25 protein-coding genes are annotated in these 20,911 nt (G+C 61.2%); 7 read left to right on the forward strand and 18 right to left on the reverse strand.

The genetic code is table 11. The features are described 5' to 3' along the window. Nucleotides 1-6 precede the first annotated feature (6 nt). From NKJ64_RS27935 to NKJ64_RS28005, 15 genes are all read right to left on the reverse strand, one after another. A complete protein-coding gene (locus tag NKJ64_RS27935; protein ID WP_031214327.1) occupies nucleotides 7-777 on the reverse strand; it encodes a lytic transglycosylase domain-containing protein in 771 nt (256 codons plus the stop codon). A gap of 3 nt (nucleotides 778-780) precedes the next feature. Beyond that, the gene (locus NKJ64_RS27940) at nucleotides 781-1,116 is read right to left on the reverse strand and encodes a DUF736 domain-containing protein (protein WP_352463682.1); all 336 of its coding nucleotides are present in this window, start codon (nucleotides 1,114-1,116) and stop codon (nucleotides 781-783) included. A 69-nt stretch (nucleotides 1,117-1,185) separates the two neighbouring features. Continuing rightward, nucleotides 1,186-1,731, reverse strand: coding sequence for a S26 family signal peptidase (locus NKJ64_RS27945; protein WP_023715503.1), 546 nt, complete (start codon nucleotides 1,729-1,731; stop codon nucleotides 1,186-1,188). Next, nucleotides 1,728-2,249, reverse strand: a complete 522-nt coding sequence (locus NKJ64_RS27950; RefSeq protein ID WP_352463683.1) for a DUF2840 domain-containing protein — start codon at nucleotides 2,247-2,249, stop codon at nucleotides 1,728-1,730. Before NKJ64_RS27950 ends, NKJ64_RS27945 begins: the two co-directional genes overlap by 4 nt. Then, nucleotides 2,246-2,488 (reverse strand): hypothetical protein, encoded by a 243-nt coding sequence (locus NKJ64_RS27955; protein WP_023715501.1) that lies wholly within the window; start codon nucleotides 2,486-2,488, stop codon nucleotides 2,246-2,248. The genes NKJ64_RS27950 and NKJ64_RS27955 overlap by 4 nt, the downstream gene beginning before the upstream one ends. Then, nucleotides 2,485-3,645, reverse strand: coding sequence for a replication initiator protein A (locus NKJ64_RS27960; RefSeq protein WP_352463684.1), 1,161 nt, complete (start codon nucleotides 3,643-3,645; stop codon nucleotides 2,485-2,487). The genes NKJ64_RS27955 and NKJ64_RS27960 overlap by 4 nt, the downstream gene beginning before the upstream one ends. A gap of 18 nt (nucleotides 3,646-3,663) precedes the next feature. Next, nucleotides 3,664-3,945: a helix-turn-helix transcriptional regulator gene (locus NKJ64_RS27965; RefSeq protein ID WP_023808373.1), complete on the reverse strand. Its 282-nt coding sequence runs from the start codon at nucleotides 3,943-3,945 to the stop codon at nucleotides 3,664-3,666. A 140-nt stretch (nucleotides 3,946-4,085) separates the two neighbouring features. Then, nucleotides 4,086-4,631 (reverse strand): DUF2285 domain-containing protein, encoded by a 546-nt coding sequence (locus NKJ64_RS27970; RefSeq protein ID WP_352463685.1) that lies wholly within the window; start codon nucleotides 4,629-4,631, stop codon nucleotides 4,086-4,088. Then, nucleotides 4,603-4,851, reverse strand: coding sequence for a transcriptional regulator domain-containing protein (locus NKJ64_RS27975; RefSeq protein ID WP_352463686.1), 249 nt, complete (start codon nucleotides 4,849-4,851; stop codon nucleotides 4,603-4,605). The genes NKJ64_RS27970 and NKJ64_RS27975 overlap by 29 nt, the downstream gene beginning before the upstream one ends. Nucleotides 4,852-4,985: 134 nt before the next feature. After that, the gene (locus NKJ64_RS27980; protein WP_352463687.1) at nucleotides 4,986-5,246 is read right to left on the reverse strand and encodes a DNA -binding domain-containing protein; all 261 of its coding nucleotides are present in this window, start codon (nucleotides 5,244-5,246) and stop codon (nucleotides 4,986-4,988) included. Between the two features lie 175 nt (nucleotides 5,247-5,421). Further along, on the reverse strand, nucleotides 5,422-5,748 hold the full coding sequence (locus NKJ64_RS27985) for a DUF736 domain-containing protein (protein WP_023731557.1): 327 nt from the start codon (nucleotides 5,746-5,748) through the stop codon (nucleotides 5,422-5,424). Between the two features lie 610 nt (nucleotides 5,749-6,358). Further along, nucleotides 6,359-6,568 (reverse strand): hypothetical protein, encoded by a 210-nt coding sequence (locus tag NKJ64_RS27990; RefSeq protein WP_352463688.1) that lies wholly within the window; start codon nucleotides 6,566-6,568, stop codon nucleotides 6,359-6,361. Nucleotides 6,569-7,530: 962 nt separating this feature from the next. Then, the gene (locus NKJ64_RS27995; protein WP_352463689.1) at nucleotides 7,531-8,844 is read right to left on the reverse strand and encodes a four-carbon acid sugar kinase family protein; all 1,314 of its coding nucleotides are present in this window, start codon (nucleotides 8,842-8,844) and stop codon (nucleotides 7,531-7,533) included. Continuing rightward, nucleotides 8,837-10,120 (reverse strand): RuBisCO large subunit C-terminal-like domain-containing protein, encoded by a 1,284-nt coding sequence (locus NKJ64_RS28000; protein ID WP_352463690.1) that lies wholly within the window; start codon nucleotides 10,118-10,120, stop codon nucleotides 8,837-8,839. Before NKJ64_RS28000 ends, NKJ64_RS27995 begins: the two co-directional genes overlap by 8 nt. Nucleotides 10,121-10,165: 45 nt before the next feature. Then, nucleotides 10,166-10,735, reverse strand: a complete 570-nt coding sequence (locus tag NKJ64_RS28005) for a putative glycolipid-binding domain-containing protein (protein WP_352463691.1) — start codon at nucleotides 10,733-10,735, stop codon at nucleotides 10,166-10,168. Nucleotides 10,736-10,870: 135 nt separating this feature from the next. On the opposite strand from NKJ64_RS28005, the gene NKJ64_RS28010 reads away from it, so the two are divergent. From NKJ64_RS28010 to NKJ64_RS28035, 6 genes are all read left to right on the forward strand, one after another. Next, nucleotides 10,871-12,229: an aminotransferase family protein gene (locus NKJ64_RS28010; RefSeq protein WP_023807799.1), complete on the forward strand. Its 1,359-nt coding sequence runs from the start codon at nucleotides 10,871-10,873 to the stop codon at nucleotides 12,227-12,229. Then, entirely contained in the window at nucleotides 12,229-12,624 is a 396-nt protein-coding gene (locus NKJ64_RS28015) for a hypothetical protein (protein WP_031208714.1), read from the forward strand. The genes NKJ64_RS28010 and NKJ64_RS28015 overlap by 1 nt, the downstream gene beginning before the upstream one ends. A 73-nt stretch (nucleotides 12,625-12,697) precedes the next feature. After that, nucleotides 12,698-13,663 (forward strand): TRAP transporter substrate-binding protein, encoded by a 966-nt coding sequence (locus NKJ64_RS28020; RefSeq protein WP_196814118.1) that lies wholly within the window; start codon nucleotides 12,698-12,700, stop codon nucleotides 13,661-13,663. Between the two features lie 53 nt (nucleotides 13,664-13,716). Next, nucleotides 13,717-14,238, forward strand: coding sequence for a TRAP transporter small permease (locus NKJ64_RS28025; protein WP_023807797.1), 522 nt, complete (start codon nucleotides 13,717-13,719; stop codon nucleotides 14,236-14,238). A gap of 2 nt (nucleotides 14,239-14,240) precedes the next feature. Then, nucleotides 14,241-15,524: a TRAP transporter large permease gene (locus NKJ64_RS28030; protein WP_352463692.1), complete on the forward strand. Its 1,284-nt coding sequence runs from the start codon at nucleotides 14,241-14,243 to the stop codon at nucleotides 15,522-15,524. 16 nt (nucleotides 15,525-15,540) lie between these two features. Next, nucleotides 15,541-16,293 (forward strand): GntR family transcriptional regulator, encoded by a 753-nt coding sequence (locus NKJ64_RS28035; protein WP_081725514.1) that lies wholly within the window; start codon nucleotides 15,541-15,543, stop codon nucleotides 16,291-16,293. 393 nt (nucleotides 16,294-16,686) lie between these two features. Here the strand turns inward: NKJ64_RS28035 and NKJ64_RS28040 are convergent, their stop codons facing one another. Further along, nucleotides 16,687-17,076: a universal stress protein gene (locus NKJ64_RS28040; RefSeq protein ID WP_352463693.1), complete on the reverse strand. Its 390-nt coding sequence runs from the start codon at nucleotides 17,074-17,076 to the stop codon at nucleotides 16,687-16,689. Between the two features lie 42 nt (nucleotides 17,077-17,118). Here NKJ64_RS28040 and NKJ64_RS28045 point away from each other — a divergent pair, with 42 nt between their 5' ends. Beyond that, complete coding sequence (locus NKJ64_RS28045) at nucleotides 17,119-17,391, forward strand: hypothetical protein (RefSeq protein ID WP_352463694.1); 273 nt, start codon at nucleotides 17,119-17,121, stop codon at nucleotides 17,389-17,391. Nucleotides 17,392-18,051: 660 nt separating this feature from the next. On the opposite strand, the gene NKJ64_RS28050 is transcribed toward NKJ64_RS28045, so the two are convergent. After that, complete coding sequence (locus NKJ64_RS28050; RefSeq protein ID WP_352463695.1) at nucleotides 18,052-18,426, reverse strand: VanZ family protein; 375 nt, start codon at nucleotides 18,424-18,426, stop codon at nucleotides 18,052-18,054. A 723-nt stretch (nucleotides 18,427-19,149) separates the two neighbouring features. After that, a complete protein-coding gene (locus tag NKJ64_RS28055) occupies nucleotides 19,150-19,395 on the reverse strand; it encodes a hypothetical protein (RefSeq protein ID WP_352463696.1) in 246 nt (81 codons plus the stop codon). Between the last annotated feature and the right edge of the window lie 1,516 nt (nucleotides 19,396-20,911).

Consider the following 20,911-nt stretch of genomic DNA (forward strand, 5'->3'; position numbering starts at 1 on the left):
GTGCGCTCATGGCTGTATCCCTTCGCCCGCTCGCGCCACGAAGAGGCCTTCGGACAGCGGCACGATGGCGGACACATCGCGCACGGTGGGCGCAGAGCTCGCGTCATTTGGTGGTCGCTCGGTTGGCACCCGAGCGACAGCTTGTTTGCGATCCGGCTGACCGACGAACAGCGAGCCGCGCTTCCAGGGAATGGCCTCGACAGACGTAACGGCGAAAGGGCGCATACCCTCGCTTTCACCGATCAGGGGCGCAAATGCGGCGACATAGGCGCGGGTCTCGGCCGGTAACGGACGCCCAGTGAGGTAGGCCTGGTAGCGTGCAGGTCCCGCATTGTAGGCGGCCAGAAATCCCGGAGAGCCGAAGCGATCGTGCAGTTCGCGCAGGTACGCCGTTCCAGCCAGGATGTTGTCCCGGGGATCGAATGGATCGCGGCCAAGCGACCAGCGGGCGCGCAGATAGTCCCATGTTCCGGGCATGATCTGCATCAAGCCGCGGGCGCCTGCGCTGGACACGGCGCGCATATCGCCCGCACTCTCCTTGCGCATGATGGCGCGGATCAGCGCGGTCGGGACGCCGAAGCGGTGCGAGGCTTCTGCGATATGCGCGCCGAACGGATCGCGTTGAGAAGACCGGGCAACGGCCAGGTCCTGCGCCACTGCCGCCGGCATGACGGTCGCGACGGACAGGCCGCAAAGGAGGAGCAGAGCCATGCGCCAGGCAGCGCGAAGCGGCCCGGGCGCACCGCGATGGCTCGTCGACGGACGGCGAGCGCGCATCGTTCAATCCTTCTCGCTGCGGTCGCGCGGCCGCGCCCAGTGCAGCGACCAGGACGTCTTGTCGTCTCCATTGCGAAAGAGGTTCGCGCGTATTGGCTGCGCGAAGGTCGGGTCGTCGAGCTGGATCGAGACATAGTCTCCGGCCTTTTCGCTGGAGCGTTTCCAGCCGGCGCCGATCTCGGGGCCGTCCTCGCTTGCGGCGTGAACGCGGTAGTCAGGCGCATTCTCCGTTTCGCTCGCCTCTGCCGCCACAATGGCGATATCCAGGTTGAGACTGAGCGTGTGGATGCGCCCGCCATAGCCAGTCTTCTGGCGCGTGAATTCCCCGATCTGTTGCATGTCTGGCTCCTGTTTTCAGTTGTGCGGTGATGAAGACTGGCGCCACGACGCGCGCCGTTGGTCGCGCGCTCACCGCGTTGGCGCGCGCCATTCGAAGCGGCCGTTGCCGTCCTCGTCTGTCCACAGCGGAACGGCGCGGCCGATGATCCGTCTGGTGGAGAGGAGGCCGAAGTAGCGGCCGTCGAAGCTGTCGCGGACATGCCGGTTCATCAGGAAGACTTCGCCGCTCGCGATGCGGCGGCAACCCTGCCAGACCGGCAGGTCACGACCGGCCCGGTCACGCGTCAACGCCATCCCCGCCTCGTTTCCATCGACCGTGATGGTGAGGTTCGAGCGACAGACCCGTTGCCCCGATACGCCAAGGATGCGCTTCAGGAGTGGCACGCCCCTCGGCAGATAGCCGCGATCGGCGAGGAACGCCGCGAGCGGCTCGGGCGCGTCGACGGCCACAAGATCGGTGACCTCGAAGGGTCCGTCGAAGTCGATCGTGTAGAAGCCGATCGGTGCGCTGGCTGACGCATTCCAGATGAGCTTCGCGGGCATGGAAGTGAGGCCGGGATAACCGACGCCCATGGTTGCGATAACGCTGGCTAAGATGATCCCGGCGCGCGTCACGGCTCAGTCCTCTTGCGCAGCAGGAAGGCACGATGTTGGTCGAGTGTGTAGCTGCGCGGCGCATGGCCGGCGGTTTTCCGGTTGTGGATGTGCCGCCAATGATCAGGCGACACCAACTCAGGCTCGATGCCGAGGCGCTGGATGGCGTCAATCGCCTGCAGCACGCGTTCGACCTTGGGCCAGCTCTCGACCTTCAGCAGGATGTCGCCGCCGGGTCGCACGAAGGGCAGCGTCTGATAGGCTTCGCCAGACGCGACCGCACGGACGATATCGATGCGTGAGAAGATCGTTCCGAAGTCGTTCGCGGCCCAGCGCACGAATGCGAAGACCGTGCCGGGGCGAAAGGACAGGATGCGCCGGCGACGATCAACGATCTGTTCGCGGGCGTGCGTGCCGAAACGGATCCAGTTCTCCTGTCTCTTCTCGACCCAGGTCAGTTCGACATGGACGAGATCGTCGCGAGCGTGGTGCGTGGCCGGGAACGCGTCGCGCATGCGGGGAGCCGCGATGCCAATCATTTCGGTTCTCCTGATGTGGTGGGAAATTCGCGCGCGAGCCTCGCCCGCAGCGTGTCGGCGACGATGATGTCGTGCTGGAGAGCGGCGATGCGGTCGCGCTCCTGAGCCGTCAGCTCGGTGGTCGGGCGCACGACGAAGGTCGCGAACTTATTTCCCTTGGAGGTCAATTCACGGGCGAGATGCAGCGTCAAAGTTGCATTGCCAACACGGCTCTTTTGATTGAGGGGTGCGGCGCTCATCGGGTGGCTCCCGAGCGCGGATCAAGCGGCGGAGTCGGACCTTCGGAAGCGCTGGTTGCCGTGATGCGACCGCCAGAAACCGATGGCGCATTGGAGGTCTTGTCGGTCTCTATCCCGAGTGCGTCGCTGGTTCGGCGGATCAGCCTCTGCACATTGCGCGCGCGCTCTTCAAAGTTAGAATCTGGGTTAGAGTCTAAGTTAAGGGCACGATTTCGGCTTTGCTTTCCTAGGGTTAGGCCCCGTTTCGGTTCCTGATAGCACGAGCCTGCGGTTCCCGATGGCACGATAGGTCCGGTTCCCGATAGCACGAGGCCGTCCACAGGCCTTCCACAGGAGCCGATCCGCTCGAAGGCAAGCAGAACCCGGCCGCCCAGCTCCACTTCGAGGAAGAGCGTGTAGCCGGGCAGCGGCTGGCGGCGGATGATGTCGCGCAACTCGAAGGCAAAGCGCTTGTAGGGCGACAGGCTGCCGGATTTTTGGTGAAGGTGGCGGAAGTCGAAGCGCCAGCCATCGCGCTGGCGTCCGCCATGCTTGCGCACCAGCCGATAGAGCCAGCGCTCCAGCCCGCCAGTCAGGTCGAAATAGGCGCGATCGATCGTCAGCACGAGCGCGTCATCGAGGACTGCCTGGTAGAACCAGTCGGGGACGATCAACTCGATCCCCGCGGGTTTGCCATGGCGATCGATGCGCTCCTGCCACTCATTGATCCATGAGAAGCGGTGACGCCGGCCTTCGGCGGGCTGACGAATCGTCGTCGAGACGGTGGTCGACTGCAGCCGGTCAAGCCCCGCCTTCAAGCGCTGATAGTCGCGCAGGCTCTTGCCCCGGCCCACGAACATGAGGATCTCATAGGGCGTGGCGGCCATCAACCGCGAGGTGCGAAGGCCGGCGTCGCGCGCCTCGACGATCTGGCTTGCGGCCCAGATCAGGATGTCGGCGTCCCAGATGGTCGCCATCCCATGATCGGGTACGGCTTCGACCCGGATCGTGACGTTGCCGGCCGTGAAGTCGATTGGCGCGGCTCGATGGGTCTTGGAAAGGGAGAAGAACGGATAGGCCATGAGATCCTGCGCGTCTCGTGGGGCGAAGTCGCCAGGCAGCGCCTGGAACAGGTCGAGTTGCCCGCGCTCCGAAAGGGATTGGTTTCGCGCCACCATCTGGAAATCCGCGCGCGGTCAGCGTGCGTATCGTCCGCCATGCGCCGGCGGCGTCGGTGTATGACGCTTGGCCGGCAGGACCGACCCACGCGGATCGGATGTCGAGGTGACGGCGCCGCGTTCGGCCCAGGCCTGAAGGTCGTCGACGGCATAGACGACGCGGCCGCCGAGCTTTCGGTAGGAAGGACCAGTGCCATAGGTCCGGTGCTTTTCGAGCGTGCGGGCGGACAGGCTGAGGAAATCCGCAGCTTCCTTGGTGCGCAGGAAGCGCGGCGGCAAAACGGCGATATCGGGTCGCATGGGTCGAACCTCCGTGGGTTTTGGGCAGCCGCTGGCGTTCAGCGGTAGACGGAGACCACGGTGGCGGAGAGTAAGCTTCGTCAGGGATGGGGAAATTGAGGGGGGTTAAAACTCCACCCCTTTTGCGCGGCCAGACCCCGCTAGGATCGGCGGCGATGACGCAGGATTTGCAAATAGCCGCCGCCGATCATGGCGGTGGCGCCTTCGACGAGACCGATCACCGCATCGCGCAGCGCGGAGGTCTTCCAGGGATCAGCGGCGACGCGCTCAGACCCGTATAGGGCGACGCCAATGTCGCGGTAGCTCGCGCCGTTGGCACGGGCGTCTGCGGCCTGCATCATCAGACGAAACCGGCGGCGCTGCTGTACTGTCATACGGGTGTCCGAATGTGTGGGGCGCCCCTGCAAGGAGCGCCAGAATCGGGTGAGTGCTTCGATCCGTCCCAACGTTTCTGCATCCAATGGGATCAGCGCCGCCAGGTCGCCGTGCGGGTCACTGCCGGGCAGAAGGAGAAGTTGGGTCGCGACACCTGCACTGTGGACAGTGTGACGTCCTTCCGGGCTGTCGCGGAGCACGCCCAGGGCGGTCAACGGCGCCGATCGCAAGGAAGACAGGAATTCCGGCGCCGGCACGAGAGAAACCACAGCTGGATCGATGTCAGGCGACCAGAGAATGTCTTGCGCCAAGGCGGACAAATCCGGCCTGGCCGGGAAATCGTAACCCCCACAGCCGCTGTGTCTCAGGCTGGAAGGGTGCTTTTTCGGCTCTTGTGGTCAGGAGCGCTTGGTAGTGCCGTTGATAGGGTTCGTGACGCCGCAGACACTCCCAGGCGAGCCCCTCGATGGGCAACGTATCGAAATAATCATAGCTGTCATTGTCTCGCCAATGCGACGTATCCGGCCTCATCCAAGAGCTCCTCGCAAACAACGCATAGACCCCGCCTGCAAACGATTCCGGGTTGTAGCGATTGGCGGAAGACCCTCGCCGGGCATCGGGTGATGCCGCTCCGGCATCACCCGGGAACCGCAGGCGCTGTGGTGCTAGTTGCCGGGCCGACGCAAGAGATGACGGTAGCCTGCACGCGCCATCCAGCGCGCTCGCGCCAGATGGCTGTCATGGATGCGCCGGGCGCGTTGCGGCTCCTTCGTCAGATCAATGCCGAAGAGAATTTCGACCACCTCGCGCCAGTCCGCGCCGTCATCGGCGGCGTCAAGCAGGCGCATATAGAGCTTGACGTGTTCCCGATCGTATTCGGTGAGTTCGTCACTGGTCGGCGCGGTTTCGCCAAACGGCTCGATCATCGCTTGCCTCGATTCCCAGAGTGAAAGCCTGCATTTTACAGAACAATTCTGCCAACGGAGGCCGGTTGATCAGCATCAGGCGATGCGGCTTCGGCATCGCTCTCGGCTTGAGTGAACCGAACCGGACCGTCCGCGGAAGAGGCCCCGGCCTTCCGGCCGGGGCCTGCGCGGGTCCTCAGTCACCCCGCCGCGCGTTCGGGCGGGACCAGATGAGCGAGAAACCCTCACCTTCCTCGTCGTCGAAGAGGTTGGCGTAGATCGGGGCGTTGAAGCTCGGATCGTCGAGCTTGAGGCCCAGGTAGTCGCGGCCCTCGTTGGAGGTCTTCGACCATGCGGCGCCGATCTCGGCGCGGCCGACCAGCACCCGGTGGCTGGGAGCGTTCTCGCCAGTGGCGCGGGTGTCTGGGACGATGCGCACGTTCTTGGCCTGGACGCTGAGGGTGACGATTTCACCGGTGAATTCGTTCGAGGCGGACTTCTTGAAGGTGCCGATGGTAGCCATTGTAAGTCTCCGTTTTCTGTTCCGAGCCCGCACCATGCGGCCTCGATGGCGATCACTTGGCCCGAGGCGACCGACGACGCATCGCTTGCGACCGGAGCAAAGCGGAGGACGGCGCAGGAACGGCTTTCTTGTCTCGCGAGGAATGGCGGCGCTCGGGGTCCCCATGCGCTTGCGGCATGGGGTGGGCGCCGGCAGGGGAAGAAAGTCGAGACGCGCCGTTGCGGCTCAGGCGGTCGAGGCTTCAGCCGTCCTTCGGCCAGATCAGCCCATTGAAGAGGCCGTTTGGAGCGCTCTTGGGACAGATTGGCAACGGAGACGTTGGCATGCAACGCGCCTCCTGCACTTCGCTACAGGCTTCACCGCATCGCCCTCGCATTCCAGGCACAGATTCCGCGCACCTGCAACGCCGCCGCGACCGCCCGCTGCCGTCCTGCTACCGACTGGTCGGTCTGCCATGGGCATCGACTGAAGAAAGTCCAAGGCCATAGACGGGGCCGCGCCGGCACGTGGCCGTTGCTCGATTCTGCCCTGGAACCCGATTGCTCCAGCCACCGATAATGAGGTGGCTAGGCCTTCCTCGGTCTGGTCCATCCGCCTCGTCCGCGCGGGTCTAGGCGCGAACCACGTTCCTGCCGGATCCGTCGGCGGCTGTCATGCCCACCACCCGGAGATATGCCGTGACGCCGACGACGGCGGTCGCGCCAATGACGGAAAAGACGACCTGCCAGGTTTCCGAAGTCATTATGTGCTTCGCGATGCCATGGGAGGCATGGCAGCCGGTAACGATCGCAGGCGCGATGAAGACCAGCGTGATCGCCACCTTAGCCCACATGGGGCTGACAACGCCAAGGAGGATTGGCCGACGCCGAGCGTCAACCCGGCTGCGAGGCTTCCGACGAGGATCGCGTCAAGCCAGCCGGCACCGGTGTTGAATGCCCACGTGCCTGCGCTGACCCCGACGAACAACGGAAGGACGAAGATAGCAAGGTGAAGAGCAACCAGCACAGGATGCCGATGGCCCGCGGTACAAACGAACATGCCGAGGATCATCATGGTGGTCTCTCCGAGAGAATAGCTCTGGCGATTGCGCCTTCCACCACCACCTCGGCGCAGCGCAGAGCATAGCAACGAAAAGCACCGGCGAGATGCCAAAGCTCTGTTTCGCCAGCGGCAATGTTCGCCCCGTCCTGGGGCGAACGGTCGATTTCGCCGACGATGGCGGTGTCGTCGCCGTCATACTCGTCCGTGGGAACGACGAGAGAGTGCCATCGCCGGCACGAAAATGACGATGGCTACCATGAGGTGGCAGCGAGGCTGAAGGCGAAGACCGCAATCACCGCGAAGGCGAAGCCGGAGCGGCGGCACGCTTCGCGCAGTCCGACCCCTTGCGGGTTGATGGCGTCAGGCCGTCGGCTGAACCAAGGATCAGCGTCGTATGGCAGGGGTGGTGCTGTGCTCCTGGAAGTGAGGGCCGATCTCTCGAAGCCGCCCGCCCCATTCCTCGCGCACGAACGCTGCACCTCGGCTCGAAGCGTGTCGAAGACTGATGTCCCTGTTCGGCGGAAAGCCGTCCACATTGCGCCTGGGGTGGTCATCGGGCGCCAGTTTCGAATGATCGAAGTGGGGCCGAAACCAGACTTACGGCTTCGAGGCTCGGAATGTCAGGAGCGGACGTTCAGCCACCCTGCGTCATCGACCTGAGCTGACCAAGCTGGCACGAACGGAGTGATACGATCGCGCCAGAAGCGATCATTTTTCTTGCTTATCGAGCTGCACAAAATGTCAGAGATCCCTCACCCGGCAGAAAAAGTCGTCCGCGCCCATTTGACCGCCCTTCAACGCAAACTCTATGCGCCCGCCCTGGCGGAGCAGACCGTAGCAAAGCGGCGCACCGGGAGAGATAGGCGCAGCAATCTGCAGCGCGGTGATGCCAAGCGCTCGCGTTACAGTCCCGGAGGTGTCGCCTCCAGCAACTGCAACCCTGGTGAGCTTCAAGGAATCTACGGCAGCAGAAAGTATGCGCCCCAGTCCGACGCCAATCCGTTCGGCTTCCGAGCGCAGGTTTATGTCGCCGTCGCCAGGGAGCAAGTCGGGCTCGCCATGTGCGGTATAGACAATCGCGGATCTTCCCCCTGCCAATGCCGCCAGTGCGGTGTTGGTCGCCTTAGTGCAAGCCTCCTCCCAGGCTTCCTGATTTGCGAGCGCTGCGGCTGAAACTGGAATCGGTGTAAAGCCGGCACCAACCGCGACGTCGATCTGGCGCGCTGTAACTGGCGAGCAACTGCCGGAAACCACAAGGATCGGTCCGCGATGGCTTGGGTTTTCCGTCGGCGCTGGCGCGACGGATCGAGTCTCCGCCGACATAATTGGCGACAGAGCTGTTTCTACGGCGCTCGACCCGATACAAAAGACGGGTGTGTCCCGGCTTTGCTTGCCAAGCCAATTCCCAATCGCAGTGAGTTGATCAGCAGAAACGGTGTCGAACAGGATTGCCCTCGTATCGCCATCGATGACTGGCCAGTTCCCCGCCTCCATATCGATTATGCTGATATGGTCGATCGGGATCTTCGTCTGTGCCTTGAGATGCAACCGGAGATCAGCCTCCTTCATAGGAGTTACGGGGTGCCGGGCCATGACCGGATGACGATCGATCCGATGAATGGTCGGCGCCGACCCTGCGCGAGCGAAGAGGTTGGCAAATGCCACGAACCTACCCAGACGCGGGGCGCCGACCACAATAGGTACGCTGCCGCCGCCTAGCGTTGTCAGTCCGATTTCCATGGCCCTGCCAATGCTGCCCGTTTCTGGTGAGGAATCAAAGGTCGAGCATACTTTGTAGTGAATGATACGGGGCTTCAGATCCGCCATCCACCGGAAGGCCTGCGGCAATTCCTTATCCATCTCGGTAGGGGACATGGCGCGGGTGGTCCCTGCCAGACCAACGGCCTGCACACCGGGAAATTGAGACAACACATCCTGCGACGGATCGAGAATCAAGACCGCGGCGACACCGGCAGCTGTCAACGCATCGAGTGCATCAGTGGAGCCTGTGAAGTCGTCTCCATAGAAACAGAGGTATGGATTGGTGTCAGCCATTGCCAGTTGCTCTCATCTGCCTGAGATTTCCGAAAAAACCGATCGAGCTTGCCAGCGCCTCGTGTGAGCGGGCGTAGTCAACAAGGTCTATGCCGAGCCTTGCCGCCTCCCAGGCCTCACTTATGGCGCGCACGCCAGCCGCAGGACCGAGCGGGTGCCCAAGGATTCCACCGCCGGCCAAGTAAATGACATCGTCACTGCCGAATGCCTTGAATGTGACGGGTGCCTGGCCGCCCCATTGGCCTGACGAAATCACCGGCATGATCGGCGCGTGATCGCCGAATGGGCCAAGACACGCTCGTGCTGATTGGGTGACGGTAGCATCTACTTCGGAGAACTTTCCTTGGATGCCACCGATATGGATCTGGTCGATGCCGGCTAGGCGCCACAGCTTTTGATAGGCCGTAAAGCTCAATCCGAGGGCGGGGTGCCTGGTCAACATTCCCCAGCCGGCTCGATGGGCATGGATCGGCAGCGAGGCGTGGCGCCGCAATTGGGCGATGGCGGCAGGGCCGCAGGCGTTGAGCGAAACCATGACGCAGGTTCCACCGCTGTTGGCGACCAGGTCATGATTGCGGCACATGCGGTCACCGTCGTCGCTGATGTTGAACGCGTACATGACTTTGCGGCCGTGCCTGTCGGCCAGGCGATCGAGAACCGGGGCGATCGCCTCGACGCGCTTCGAGAACGGCGCGGATGGAGGATCGGTCATGCATTCGTCGTCCTTGATGAAATGGATTCCGGAATCGCCGAGCATCTGCACCAGATCGGCGATGGCTGCGGGTTCAAGTCCGAGTTTCGGCTTGACAATGGTGCCGATGATTGGGCCCGAGACGATGCCACTCAATCGACGCGTTCCGGAAATGCCGAAGGCCGGCCCCGGAAACCGGTCGGCAAAGCTCGCGGGGATATCGACATCCTCAAGTCGGACGCCGGTCAGTTCCTGCAGCTCGAAGAGGTTGCCGAGCAGGATGGCGAAAAGCGATGGAAGGTTCGGGCCGAAATTTTCGACAGGGAACGATATAGTGGCTATCGCCCGGCTGCACCGGGAGCGTTCGTCGATGCCGGGCAGCGATGTTGTCAAGCTTGGAGGCGTGTCCTCGGCGACGACACGCAACTCGTCCACACGGCCGCCGAAGCGTTCGATGATCTCGTCTGTCTCTCCGGCGACCCGGGTGAAGGAGCCGATCGACTGTTCGCTTGCCAGCAGCTCGGCGGCCCTGCCGATGTCGATTGGAGATTCCAGCAGATAGGTGCATCGGATACGATCGGGCACAGGCTCTTCTCCGCGGCAAAAGCCGCTATTTGAGTTCGTTGACAGTTAGACTTGCGCCGAGCCATCGCCCGGGGCGCACCGCTTGAAAAGGCTCGGATAGTCGCGGACGAGGCCGTCCTCATCGACATCGAGCTCGGCTTGGAAGTTTCGGAAAATACCTTCGTAGCGGTAGCGCTCACGGGGCTTCAGGCAGGTATAGGCCTGCTCGGCCGCCGCCACCTCGAGGGAAGGAATGGCGATATAGGCGACCCGGATCGGCCGACGCTCGCCTACAGCGAGCCGTAGTCGCCGGATCGGCAAGGTGTTGGTGAAGGGTGTCGCGGAAATGTCGACATCGATGCATCCGGCAAGATCGGCACGGATGATCCCGTTGGCGTCCCGCCATTCGCCGCGGCCATCCGCTTCGAGGCGTATCTTGCCGCCTCCGACGATGTCGATCGCCACCTCCCGAACCGTCCAATCCATTGCGCAGCGGAGGCGGTAGCGCATGCCATAGGCTTGCCCTTGCCGCTCTCCGATCACTGTGCCGTCAGCGGTAACGCCGGCTGCGTCGCGATCGAAGACAAGGTGTTCCAACCCCAGCCCATTTTCCGATTTCCAGCGAATGACACCCACATGAATCTCCAGTCTCAAACCTGAAACATATAATAATTAATTATTTTCTATTGACAAGAGCGCCCTCTCGCTTTCATTTGAGGATGACTTGGGCAATCGGCCCAGGTGCATCTCAAAACGAACCAGGGAGCGGCCATGACCGTATTCTCCAGGGACTACTCGGTTGCCCCGATACGGATATCGCGCGGCGAGGGCGTGTTCATTCATAGCGACGACGGCCGGGTTTACCTTGATGCGATGGGCAGCGCTGGGGTCGTCGGCATCGGTCATGGGAGAACTGAGATCGCCCAGGCTCTTGCCGACGCCGGCGACAGCGTCACCTTCGTCTATACAGCGGGGTTCACGCATCCCTGGCAGGAGCAGCTCTCGGCGTCAGTGCTCTCGGTCGCGCCGAAAGGCATGGCTTCGGTGTATTTCGTCTCGGGTGGCTCGGAGGCCAACGAGACAGCGGTCAAGCTCGCCCGCCAATATCACCTGGAGCGGGGCGAGCCGCGACGCCACAAGATCATCACCCGGTGGCAGAGCTACCATGGCGTTACCCTCGCCACGTTGGCGATGTCGGGTCGAACCAGTTGGCGCAAGCCCTACGACCCGTACATGTTGCCGGTCATTCATATCGCACCGCCCTACGAATATCGTTGCGCATACTGCGCCGACAAAAACGGTTGTTCGCTCGATTGCGCCGACGAGCTCGAGAAAACGATCAATCTCGAAGGGCCGGAAACGATCTCGGCCTTCTTCGCCGAGCCGATCATCGGAACGACGTGTTCAGGCGTCGTGCCCCATGCTGGCTACTACAGGCGCATCCGCGAAATCTGCGACCGCTATGGCGTGCTGTTCGTCGCCGACGAGGTCCTGACCGGCTACGGCAGAACCGGCACCCCCTTCGCCATCGAGCAATGGGGCGTGCTGCCGGACATGATCACCGCCGGCAAAGCGATCGCCAGCGGCTATGCGCCACTTGGCGCAGTGATCGTCAACGACAAGATCACCGAATTCTTCCGCTCGGGAAAGCGCCGCTTCGTCCACGGCTTCACCTACAGCGGACACGCCGCCTCATGTTTCATAGGCCAGAAGGTCTTCGAGATCATGACGAACGAGCAGTTGTTCGCTCGCCCCGGAATCATCGGACAATATCTCTTCTCCCGTCTGGATGCTCTGCAGCAGCGCCATCCCTGCATCGGCGAGGTTCGAGGTCGCGGCCTCTTTGCCGGCCTGGAGTTCGTGGCGGATCGCAGTTCGCGCGCGCCCTTCCCGGAAGATGCCGGCTTCACAGCGATGCTGGCATCGGAGATGCGCAAACGCGACGTCATCATCAACCCCGGCGTGCCGGGCGTCAATTTCGGACGTGGTGGCGATCACATCCAGATCAGCCCGCCCTTCACCATCAAGGAATCGGAGATCGATCAGATCGTCGACGCGCTGGACGACGTGCTGACCGCAATGCCTGACGCCTTTCGCGAGAAACCACCGCAGCCCAAAGGAGATGTCTGATGCTGAAGAGCGAGATTGGAAGTGGCGTTGGCGGTCGCGTCATACTCATGGATTCGATCACCAAGGTGACCCTGGAAGATGAGGGCGCCATCGTTGTGTCCGCCTCTCATGGCGGAGCCAGTTCGGGGGAGTTTGCCCTGGCCGTGCCGCTTGGTGGCGTGTTTTTCAACGATGCCGGCGTCGGCAAGGAAAATGCGGGCATCGTCGCGCTCGACATGCTGCAGACCAAGGGCATTCCGGCAGGCGCCGTCGCTCACATGAGTGCGCGCATCGGCGACTCCCAGGACATGTGGGACAACGGCGTCATCTCCTATGTAAACGCGGCCGCTCGCGCGCTTGGTCTGGCGCCCGGATCGAAACTTCGGGCGGCCTTGGATGACCTCATTTCGCGTTGAGACGCATTACGCAGTGCAGGCCGGCAACGCGGACAAACCGCTTGCCGGAAACATGAACCAAAGGGGAACCACGATGAAAGCAATTCTCAAGACTGTCATAGCCGTATGTCTCATCTCGACGGCGAGCATCGCGTGCGCCAATGCAGAACTCCATATCCGCGTCGGCGGTACCGGCACCCCGGAGTCGCCCGATACGAAGGTCATCGAGCTGTTCAAGCAGCAGGTCGAGGCGGCGCTCGGGAAAGATGTCACCGTCGAGCTGTTTCCGGCATCACAGCTCGGAACCTGGAGCGAGATGGTCGAGCAGGTCAAGGGTGGAGTGCTTGAATGCCTTTATGAAAGCGTCGGCGACCTTGGCGACTTTGCTCCGGCGGCCAACATCGAAGGCGTGGCTTATCTCTACCGCGACGATGACCATTTCTTCCGCATCTGGCGCGGCCCCGTCGGACAAGAGATCCTGGACACAATAGCGAACGAAGCCGGCTTCCGCGTACTCGGGCCGGGATTTCGCGGCTTTCGCCAGTTTCTGGTCAAGAAGCCGGTCGACAGCCTTGCCGACCTGCAAGGCATGAAAATCCGCGTGCCGGGAATCCCTGCCTATGTGACCTCCATCCAGGCGCTCGGCGTCAGCCCGACTTCCGTCGCATTCGAGGAAGCCTATGCAGCGCTCCAGCAAGGCGTCGTGGACGGGCTCGAACAGCCTCTGGTCGCGATCAAGGATCATCGCTTCTACGAAGTGGCCAAGCATCTGGTTATGACCAACCACATGGCCGAAACGATGGGTTTCATGTGCGGTGAGCCCTGGTACCAGAAATTGGATGCCCCAACCAAGGCAGCGATCGGCAAGGCTGCTGACGCTGGTGCCGACTGGTATCGCAAATACACCAAGGAGAACACAGACCAGATCATCACCGAACTGAAGGCGGCCGGCGTGGTCGTGCACACGCCAAACCTTGATGAATTCGCCGAGCGAGCCAAGACGGCGACGTTCGATGCGAAACTTCAGCCGATCATCGACAAGATCCGCGCGGTTCAGTGAGCGATCAATGCCTGCCCGTCACTCGTGTGGACACCGTTCCATCGGAGAAAATCATGTCGAACATGCTGCGCCGGCTCGGCGACGTTTTGAGATCGGTGTTGGGCCACGCGGTGGCTGCGCTTCTGGGCGTCATCATCATACTCGTCTTTGTCCAGGTCCTCGCCCGCTACATCACTCACAGCTCGACCTTCGAATTGGCCGAACTATGCAGGATACTTCTCATCTGGCTGGTGTTCATCGGCGCCGCTGTCCTGGTCAGTCAGCGTAAGCTGATCGTCATTGATCTCATGCATGGCCGGCTGAGCGGACGGCTATCGAATAGTCTCGGCATTGGGGTCGACATTCTCACGGCCATACTTCTGGTCGCGTTCGCCATCTACGCGGCGCAGCTGATCGACGTCGTGAAACTCAAGATAGCGCCGGCCACCGGCCTTTCGTACCGCTGGTTCTACATGCCGCCTATCGTGTTCAGCGTTTGCGGCCTGTTCTTCATCGTCGAACGCCTCGTTTGCGGCGCTACCGATGATGCCACCGAAGTCGAGGATTCCGTCGCTTACGCTCACAAGGGATTGTGACAATGGTAATGCTTGCAACGCTTTCGATCGTATTTTTCGCGCTGACCATGTTCGCGGTCCCGATCGCCATTGCCATGGCGCTCGCCGCACTCGTCGTCATCCAAATCTGGGGCATGCCCGGCTTCCTGTTCGCGCAGAAAGTGGTCAACGGCATGGATTCATTTCCCCTGCTGGCAATCCCGTTTTTCATTCTGGCGGCGTCGGTGATGAACAGTGGCGGTGTCACCACCCGAGTCATAGACCTGTTTGCCGGTGCCCTCGGCAGGGTGCGTGGCAGTTCCGGCATCGTCAACGTCGGAACCAACGTCTTTCTCGCCGGAATATCCGGGTCAGCCGTCGCCGATGCGGCGGCGAGCGGGGCGTTGCTCATCCCCGAAATGAAGAAGGAGGGCTATTCCGGCGCCTTCGCGGCCGCGTTCACCGCCGGTGCCGCAATCATCGGCCCGATCATCCCGCCCAGCATCCCACTGGTCATCTACGGGGTGATAGCCCAGGTCTCGATCACACGGCTTTTCGTCGCTGCCTATATTCCCGGCCTGATCATTGCCGCAGTGCTGACGGCCTACGTTCTTTATGTTGCGCGCCGCCAGAACCTGTCGTCGCGCGGCAGCATGGCCTGGTCGGAACTGGGTTCCAAGTTTCGCGTCAGCGCCTGGGCCTTGAGCATGCCGATCTTGTTGATGGTGGGCGCCAAGGGCGGCCTGTTCACGGTCACCGAACTCGGCGCGGTTCTGGTGTTCTACGCCATCTTCGTGGGTTGGGTGATCCACCGCGAATTCAAATGGCGGCAGCTACCGGGGATGCTCACCGATGCCGCCCTGCAGACTGCCAACATCATGCTGGTCGTTGGCGTGAGTTCGTTCGTTGCCTATCTGATCGTCATCCATGGAATTCCAAAAGACATCCAGTCGGCATTGCATAACAGCGATCTTGGGCCGATCGAATTCTTGCTCATCGTCAACGTGGTTTTCCTGATCGCGGGCATCTTCCTGGATTCGACCCCGGCGACAATCATATTAGTGCCGATTTTCCTGCCTGCCGCTCTCAGCTTCGGCGTCGATCCTACCCATTTCGGACTCGTCGTGGTTCTCAATCTGATGATCGGTCTCATTCATCCGCCGATCGGCCTCAACCTGCTCATCACCCAGGCTATCTCACGGGCTCCGATGAAGGAGGTGGTCTGGGAGAGCCTGCCGATCATCGGCATCATGCTGGTGGTTCTCGGCGTCATCACCTATGTGCCGCAAACGGTGTTGTGGTTGCCCGAACTGATGGGGGTAAATTGATCTGTCATTGTCTGTGATGGCTGGCGGAACTTGCCAGCCCTCCACATTGTTGATTATTCATAATCATCGGATGATAAGGGACATTATGGTTCGTGCAATTGCTGCAGACAGGCCCGGCCTGGACGTTGTCGTCGCCGACGGCATCCGTGAGAAGATCCTCAGCGGTCAGCTTGCCGCCGGTGCTCATCTGGTCGAAGCAGATTTTGCGCGTGAGTTCGAGGTGAGCAATGGCACCATCCGGTCAGCCTTGAGACATCTGCAAGGCGAGGGACTCGTCGAATTGAAGCCACGCAGGGGTGTCTTCGTTTCTGCAATGGACCCCAGCGACGCCTTGGAGCTGTGCACCTTGCGTGATGCTCTTGAGGCGCTGGGGGCTAGCTTGGCCGCACAGAATGCCACCAAGTCAGAAAAAGATGCGCTGCGAAAGCTCATGACGGAAATGCAGGGCGCGGTGAAGAAGCGTGACCGGACTGCATGCATGATGCTTGACCTGTCCTTCCATAGGCTTGTCGTCGAGATGTCAAAGCACAAACGCCTCATACAGACGTATGGACTTTTGGAGGCACAGATACGGTTGTTCATGGCGCTGACCGAATCCATGCATGTCGATCTTTTCGCGGACATGATTCCGATCCACGAGCCTATCGCTGAAGCGATATTGGTGGGCGACGCAGAAACCGCTGGCCGTTTGTCTGCCAGGCACAACCAGGTCGACGGAGAGGCACTGGCACGGAGCCTCGCTCAAGAAGCTCATTTGAAATCGGCATAGTCGCTATCATCTCGACTGGGTAGGATTCGCGGGCCGCCAGTTTGCGGGTACTTGCGAAAGACGGCCGCGACCTCCGGCGCGGACGCTGGTAATGTCCGCTTTAAGGCCGTCGCAAACCTAACTGCAACGACCGAGATTGGGCGCAAAGCAGACCTTCCGGTTGGCTTCCCAATGCGGACAGAAGGCTTCGTCTCTTTCCTCCCTAGTGGGACTTTGTCGCATCACGAGATCGGTCACATATCGAGAGTTTATTGCCGAGAAGAGGCCAGCGCTTGACACGCGGCGACTCCCTCTGGCCTGCCGGCTTTCGTCATTCAGAAAGCCGAGCAATTGGCTTTCTGTCCGCTACGCGGACCACTCCTCAACCCCCTCAAGGGCCCCTCAAGGGGGAGATCAAGCTCCACCCGTTCCCGACCGCAGCTCTTCCCTGCCCTCGTCATCACGGCGCAGCCTGGAATCGGAGATCAGCACCACCGGGCACGGGCAGCGCTGCAGCAGGCCGGTGGCCGTCTCGCCGAAGAAGAGCTCCTCGCCGGTGCGCCGCGCCACGCCCATGACGATCAGTGCCGCTCCCCTGCCCGCCTGGCGGGGAATGGCATCGGCGGCGGCGACGCGGCTGCGGATGGCGGTCTCGATTTCGACGCCAAGCGGTCGGCAAGTGCTACGATATCCTTCAGCACCGCCTCCCTGCGGCGATGCGATATGAAGTCGCGGCCGCCTCGTCCGCGAGCACCTTGGCAGGCGCTTTCTTTTCGCGCGATATTGCTTCGTTTTCCTTTCCATTCGAGGGGGCTCAGCGTGTGAGGCGCAAGCGGGAGGGTCGGGATGCAGATTTTCGATCACATCGAGGCGCTGCTGGATGCGGGTAAAGTCTCGACGGCACTTAAGGAAGTGCGGGCGCTGGTGCATCAATTTGGGCCCGGGTCCAATGTCTTGGCGGGCGCGGTCGGTGACCTCATTATTGACCTGTCGACGCTATCATTCGTCGCCGATGCTTACGGAGGCCGCATCGCAGAGGCGGCGCGCATTTTGGCCCGAAAAAGACTATTGAAAATCAAGTTGCTCGCACCTCGTCAAAGCGTTGAAGCGGTCAGCTAGAGATTGGTGGTCGCTACGAAAAACGTGTAGACCTGCTCGGTGCTCCGACGCATCGAAACCTCTCGCCATCATCGGTTCCGTACGGACGAAAGAGCCGCCTGACCCTGCGACCAGATGAAAGCTTGGACTTGCGGCAGACCGCAAGCAGTTGGAGCTTGAATTGCCGACACACTCTCAGGAACCGTTGCCGGGATCGCACTCCATTGGTCGTCGGCCCAGATCCGGCGCGCCTCGCTTAAGGTGCCGGTCGAATATGGCCAGCTTCTCTTCGTAGCCGAGCCGCACTCTGGACCTGCAGCTATCGCATTTGAAACCGGCAATCGTTTTCAGCCAGGATCCCCTTCTCACCATAGGGCGTGAACAGGAGGGGCATTGGAATTCTAAAGGTACGTCGCGCAGTTCGTTTGATAGAGGCACTGTGCATGTTCTCCTCAGCGGCACGGCCACTGCAACAAAGTAGAAGGAGAAATGTTTCCGGCTTCGGCCATTTGCGCGAAAGAATCGGACCTAAGTCTAAATGGTGAGCGGCCTGAAACCCATTCGCCTTGCCATCGGCCTTTGCGTCGGAAATTGAAATAGCGAGGGTGATCGAAGGCGGCCCCGGGCGTGAGGCTGGCAAGTGGGGCCAAGACAGCGGCGGTAAAGCGGAGCCTGTGACGATCAAATAACCGGTTTGCCCAGAATCTCGTTCACCCAGCTCATAGTTCTCAGCCCGTATGCCATTCCGGCGCAGTCGGCAAACCAGTCGAAGACACTCATGTCACGGCCTGTGACGCATTGAAGGATTTCGATCGCTGCGCCCGTTAAAGCAAGTAGAACCGCCAGCCGGACCACCTGTTGGGGCCAGCCGAGGCTACCCAAAGCCGACAAGGTGGCGAACGCGGCGGCGTGGTTGAGCTTGTCGTGATGAGACGTAAGGGCCAATCCGAGGGCGTGCAGCAAGTGGTCTGGCAATAGCGCGAGCAACAGGACGACCGCCAACGTGGAGAGAAAGGCAGCCCTTGCCATGCGCTGATAAAAGCTCCACTGCGGCAATCTATCCGCAGCACTCCCGGTTCCTAGTTCTCGCTTCCGATACTGGTGCACTAGGCAGAGCTCCAACCTGCATCTGAGCTACGAGCGCGAACAACTGGCATGCTTAACAGGCCTCCTGATGTCATCAGGAAGTTGCATGAAACAGCCTATGTCACTCTGGATGGTTCCATAGGGCGCTGCGAATGTCGCCCTCCATTGTGATGAGGCCGAGGGTTTCCTGCCGAAAAGACGCGGCGGAATAGGCGAGCCATTGGTACCGCTTGCGGCCAGGTGCGATGCGTATCGTGCTGGGCGGGAGCGGAACTCTTCCAGCCTTGGCCCGGCTGTCTGTGCACCCTGATGTTGGGCAGCCGGGCCGACGCCCTTCTGAATTCAATTATCGCCGGCGTCGCGGCTAACAGACGAAACCGTTATTTAGTCTGGTCATCCCTGCCTTGGTGATCTCGCCTTTACAGATTCCAATCCTGGACGCTAGGCCAGCAGCGGCCACTCGCTGCTGTCCAATCACCAAGCCCCAAACATCAGGGCGCGGTTATATACAAAAAAGCCGGCCACCTTTCGGCAGCCGGCCAGTGCAAACAAGGAAGGGAACGTTGCACTGATGGGGCAGTGCACCGTCCGAAGCGTTTCCAGGCGACAATGTTCCACCGATGAGAGAACAAAGAAGGCTTCACCGCCAGCGCACATTCCCCTTAGCCGCGCTGTGTTGCCGTCGCCTGGTGTCTAAAGGCCTTTAACCAGCCACGGATCGGTGTCGTATCCGAGGCGCGGCTTTTCCGGCGTTCCATCGGCCGGCAATTTGGCGGTTCCGGTCGGCCTGCAGTCCAGCTCGAGCACCTGCTTCTTGGCCGACTGCTTCGTAGAGCAAAGGTCCGTGGCGTGACTCACCACCACCTTCTTCTCCTTGGCAACAGCGACACCAGTCCCAGCGATCACGATCGCCGCGCAAAACACAGCTAATCTCATCATACTCCCCACCGTTGCTCCTCCCCAAAAACGCTGAGCATGACGTTACGGCACATTTAAATTAGCGCAAGCGAATATTATCTGCCTAGTCCCTTCACATCGGCTCTGGTCGCCTCCCCCTTGCTGCCGGCGCCTTGCGATACCGGCAGCGCGATATGGTAGGATGGGCGCATGCCTGCTCATGATCGGAGGGCCGATGTACATGACTTGACCTACATCGCAGAGGGCTGCAACCGTCAAGTTTCCCAAGTCGTCGTGGCGATGAACGATCGCGTCGAGGATCGCTTACTAAGCGGCGTTTACTAGGTTCCGCTGGTCTAGCCCTGCGCGATCACACCATAACCACGTGATGACAAATCAGCCATGTGTGTGGCGCGGCGGGCTTGTTCCACTTGTGGCCGGCGCCTACCCACCCGGGTTCCCCAACCATGGCGTCGGCCATTTTCGTTCTCTCAGCGAGTATAGGCCTTTGCTATCGGCCTATGTGTTGGCCTTGGATGGCGAGATCGCGGTTAGATCGCCTCGTTCGTTTGGATGTTTCGCTGGCGTTGGCAGGAGGCGCATATGTTCGCCAGCCGGCGGATACCACACCGCCCCACCGGTCAGGCCCAGCGCGTCCGCTGCAAAGTCCCCGCAGACCGCTGCTGGGCCGCTGGCGGGCAGCGGCTACTTGCTGACGATCCAATCCACCAAGCCAGTTTCGATCAGCTCGCACCCAGTGAAATCGCGCACCAGGGCCTTGGCTAAATCGCGCCATTGACACTCAGGCGTACCCGTTTCCCCTACTAGGGCTCGGAATGCAGAGCGGAGAACGTCGGCTTGAAAGGCGGAGACGGCAACAGTAGACGGGTCGGCATCTTCCCAGCCTAGCGCCACGTCGCGACGACGTGACCAAGGCGCTTCAGAAGCTCGCGTGAGGCTCGGATGGCCCTGCGCGATTGATCCATGTCCCGGCGAAATGTGGCGGGTTCCGCCATGGACTTCTGGCGCATCAGCAAGGTGGCCGTAGTGGCCGCTCGAGCGATATCTATGGGCGTTGCAACCATCGCAGCCTCCCAGAAAAGGCAATGGCAAACGACACATTAATAAGCTCGCCGAAACTCTCTCCGCAATGAAAAGAGTTGTACGAATTTTACCAACCCGCACCCTTTCAGTGATGCCGGGCCGCTGCTGTCCTCGCTCTTGTTCTGTCATCGTAATGAAGGACGACATCTCCGAGCACCCGTAGCACACCTGTTGCATGGAAAAAGCTGTAGGCGTTTATAGGTGCCCGGGCACTCCGCCATTTGTTTGCGTTGTGGAGCGGGACAAAGCAGGTTTCCTCACTCAGGCCGCCTACCGTGAAGCGGGGCACAAGCCCGACTTCGACGCATTGCCTTGGGAAGCTGAATACAGGGCCGCCAACTCAATGAAAGCCGGTCGTACGCCTAGCTAGCAACCAGGGGCACCGTGACGGTCGTGGCGTAATTTATCGGATACTGGTCGAAATACGGGAAAGCGATGACGAAGGCATAGCTGG

The sequence above is a fragment of the Mesorhizobium sp. M0062 genome (assembly GCF_040323125.1).
Taxonomy (GTDB): Bacteria; Pseudomonadota; Alphaproteobacteria; order Rhizobiales; family Rhizobiaceae; genus Mesorhizobium.